The sequence below is a fragment of the Streptomyces sp. NPDC032161 genome, assembly GCF_040636995.1.
Classification (GTDB): Bacteria; Actinomycetota; Actinomycetes; order Streptomycetales; family Streptomycetaceae; genus Streptomyces.
The window spans coordinates 1-3,535 of the sequence record NZ_JBEZVN010000098.1 but is presented as its reverse complement, the minus strand read 5'-3'; the positions used below and the strand labels follow the sequence as shown (position 1 = coordinate 3,535).

Genomic DNA, 3,535 nt, shown 5'->3' with positions numbered 1-3,535 from the left:
TCAGCCCGCCACCCTGTGGATACCTCACGCCCCGGTGATACCGCAGGAGACCACAGCCCGTCAGCCCCTATGACATCACGAGTTCAAACTCAGTAGCCATGTGGTTCTCCCGGTTCGAGGGTTGGCCGCGCTCAAGGAGGCGGCTCCCACGGGCATCATCTCGCGAACGGGAGGGGCAGGTAGGAAGATTTTTCATGCGCGTAGGTGAGCGCGTCCACCAGCTACTGGCAGCAGGCTAATGATCTTTTCGTCAGCGAGCTCGAGCGGGACGCCCGGGCTGCCCTGGTTCCCGACCGGTCGACTGTGTTTTCCTCCTTCGGCCAGTGGCAGATGGCAGCCAGCCAGCTCGGGCCGACCTACTGGCCCTGCGGCTGAGAGACGAGTTGAGATTCGCAGGTCTCGCTCGAAGCACGAGGACGAGCAGGACAGCCCGCACGCACGCGGCGACGCGGACTCGCCTCAGGCTTGAATCAAGGAGATGACCTGCGGACCGGTTATGGCCCGCAGGTCATCAAGCCTGCAGATCCATCAGGCTGAGTACTGCATGGTGGTAGGCGGCCTGGATTGCAGGAAGTGCGGAGAGGTCTGCTTGTTCATCGGTCCCGTGCAGGCCCGCGTATGGAAGGCCGAATCCGGCAGTCGTAGCGATCTTCTGGGTGGCGAAGAGGTTCCCGATATTCGATGGGCCCGCGACCTTGGTCTGGGGAATGATCCCGGCTGCGACGGCGCCTTCGAGGAGGGCGGCGGCAGGCTGTTCGGTGGGGTCGAGTCGGAAGGGCGGCCAGGACAGGACGCTCTTGAGCTCGGTGGGTCGGGAGGCGGGAAACTCTGCGTCGAGCTGGGCGGCTGTCTTGCGGATGATCTCCTCGGCGGCGTTCACGCCGAGGACGTCGGTGAGGCGGATATCGATGCCGATGACGGCGTGGTCGGGGACCGCGGTGAAGCCCTCCCCGCCATGGAATTCGGTGACGGTCAGTTTGGGCGGCTGCGGGAAACCGGCTGGGGCCGGGGCCGGCAGCGGCTGGTTCTCCAGCAGGGTCACTAGGCGAGCCGCCCGGCTGGTGGCGTTCGCAGGGCTCGGCTTGGAAGATCCGGAATGACCGGCTGTGCCATGAACATGGAGCCGGGCGCGGAAGACGCCGCGGCCGCCGATGACGACCTCTTCGTGTCCCGGGTAACCGATCATTGCCCCGGCGATGGAGGCGGGGTCGATGGCCTGCATGAGGGCGACCGCCCCGCCGAAGTTGCCAGTGTGTTCGTCGACGTCGAGCAACACAGCCAGGGTGCCTGCGAGTTGGTCAGCCTGGCGGCTGACGGCGTCGGCGATGTGGCAGAAGATGGCCGCTCCGGACTTGGAGTCGGACGCTCCGCGGCCCCGCAGGATTCCGGCAGGCGTCACGTCGCCGACGGTCGGCGCGAAGCTCCATCCGGCCTCGTCGCCGAATGGGGCGGTGTCGAGGCAGGCGTCGAGGACCCAGGTGGGGCCGGTGCGGCCGCCGGGGATCTCGATGAGGACCGCGACGGAGTCGCCGTCCGGGTTGCGAAGGCGGCGGTGCGGAAGCTGTCTGGCCTGGAGCCACGTTTCCACGATGGTCAGGACAGGCTCGTAGTCGTCGATCCCGCCTCGTGAAGGAGTGCGGATCAGCTCCGAGGCAAGAGCGGTGACCGAAGGGGCATCGGCCTCGGCTTGGCGTCGAAGGTCAGCAATCACGGTGTCTCCGGGAGTCCGTGGCGGGTCATTCATCGTTCCCCTCCATGATGCGGGCGGCGATCTGATTGAAGGTGGGGATTCCGAGATCGACTGTCTTTCGGCGGAGCTGTTCAGCGTCAAGGTGCGCCAACTTCTCCTCGGCGCCAGCGAGGCTGACCTGCAAGCCTTCGATTTCGCCCAGCCAACCTTCCCGTTCGGCTTCGACGATCCGGCCGCTCAGGTTGTCGCGGATCTCCTCAAGGCGCGGACGCTCCTCCGGCGAAACGATCAGTACTGGGCACCGAACACAAGCGTGCTCATGCTGGCAGTCAGTCCCGAATGCGCGTCCACACTGGCCCAAAGCGAGCTTCCGGCGCTCGAAGTGCCCAAGGAATTCTTCCCATTCCTCAGGGGTGACAGACCGGTACTCTTCGGAGGGCCTGAGACCACGACGGCGAGCGATGAAAGCCCGATGCGCCTCAATCGCGTCGGTCGGATAGATCGCCGCATACCCCATGGTGGTATTGATATTGCCGTGGCCGGCTATCACCTGGGCGATGTGCGGCGGCAGTCCGTTGAGGATCGAGTCCGTGATGAAGATCCGCCGGAAATCGTGCGGTTGGAAGTTGAGAGGTGCTCCGGAGGAGTCAGTGATCCCGGAGGCAGCCAGCATCTCCTTGAGGGCAGTGCGGATCACGTTCACGGAGACCGAGCGGTTGGTCCCGCTCGTTGGCCACTGGTAGAGCAGCGGCATCGGTGGATTCCAGACGCGCTCGGCCAAGTCGTAGCTGGCCACCAGCGGAACGGCGCCGGCCTCGCCGCGAACTCGCATGACCACGGTGCTGAGAGCTCGTAACACGATCTTGTTGAAGTGTGCTGGTGGGGCGTTACCGGTGTGACGATTCGGCCGTTCGTGATGGTGTGGGTACTCGACCGTGGATCGTGGACGATGAGTTGTGGGTGTTGATCGAGCCGTTGCTGCCTCCGTGGCCGGAGCGGTCGCCGGGGCCGCGACCGGTGTCGGACCGGCTCTGTCTCCAGGGCATCCTGTTCGTCCTCTACAACGACATAGCCTGGCAACTCCTGCCCCTGGAACTGGGGTTCGGTTCGGGTCAGACGTGCTGGCGGCGTCTGGACCGGTGGCAGAAGGCGGGGGTCTTCGACAGGCTGCACCAGCTCCTGCTCGCGGAGCTGAACGCGGCCGGCGAACTCGACTGGTCGCGTGCGTGCGTGGATGGTTCTCGCATCCGCGCGAAAAAGGGGGCGCCGACACCGGTCCGTCGCCGGTCGACCGGCGGAAGACGGGCAGCAAGCACCACCTGATCTGCGACGGACGCGGCACCCCGCTCAAGGTCATCACGACCGCGGCGAACGTCAACGACGTCACCCAGACCCTCGCCCTCATCGACGGCATTCCACCCGTCGCAGGCCGCCCAGGACGACCCCGCCGAAGGCCCGAAGCCCTGCTCGGCGACAAGGGCTACGACTCCAACCCCAACCGAGATGCACTGCGCAAGCGCCGGATCCTGCCTGTCATTTCCCGCAAGGGTTGCCCGAACATCAAGGGCCTGGGCAAGCTCCGCTACGTCGTCGAGCAGACCTTCGCTCTCCTCCACCACTTCAAACGCCTCGCCGTCCGCTGGGAACGCCGCACCGAACTCCACGACGCCTTCGTCTCCCTCGCCTGCAGCCTCATCTGCTGGAGACGCCTCAAGAAGGCCCGTTCATGATCGTGTTACGAGCTCTAAGCCAACACCGTTGCGTTTACGTCCGCGAGCGGTTCGCAAGTCCGTGCTCGAAGAACGTGACGGTGGCGTGGACGGTGTAGCTCTGGCTGGTCGTGGG

The 3,535-nt window shown here is 65.4% G+C and carries 4 protein-coding genes; 2 read left to right on the top strand and 2 right to left on the bottom strand.

The genetic code is table 11. From position 1 onward, the window contains the following. Positions 1–204 precede the first annotated feature (204 nt). Complete coding sequence (locus AB0E67_RS36235; RefSeq protein ID WP_362035092.1) at positions 205–375, top strand: hypothetical protein; 171 nt, start codon at positions 205–207, stop codon at positions 373–375. Positions 376–511: 136 nt separating this feature from the next. Here the strand turns inward: AB0E67_RS36235 and AB0E67_RS36230 are convergent, their stop codons facing one another. Both AB0E67_RS36230 and AB0E67_RS36225 read right to left on the bottom strand, forming a co-directional pair. Further along, positions 512–1,831 carry a M20/M25/M40 family metallo-hydrolase gene (locus tag AB0E67_RS36230; RefSeq protein WP_362035090.1) on the bottom strand — a complete coding sequence of 440 codons (1,320 nt, stop codon included), beginning with the start codon at positions 1,829–1,831 and terminating at the stop codon, positions 512–514. After that, positions 1,737–2,549: a site-specific integrase gene (locus AB0E67_RS36225; RefSeq protein WP_362035088.1), complete on the bottom strand. Its 813-nt coding sequence runs from the start codon at positions 2,547–2,549 to the stop codon at positions 1,737–1,739. The genes AB0E67_RS36230 and AB0E67_RS36225 overlap by 95 nt, the downstream gene beginning before the upstream one ends. Before the next feature lie 62 nt (positions 2,550–2,611). Here AB0E67_RS36225 and AB0E67_RS36220 point away from each other — a divergent pair. Further along, positions 2,612–3,420 (top strand): IS5 family transposase gene (locus tag AB0E67_RS36220; protein WP_362035086.1). Its coding sequence is split into 2 segments (ribosomal slippage): positions 2,612–2,944 and positions 2,947–3,420, totalling 807 coding nucleotides; the frame shifts between segments, so codons are not numbered across the junction. The last annotated feature ends 115 nt before the right edge of the window (positions 3,421–3,535 follow it).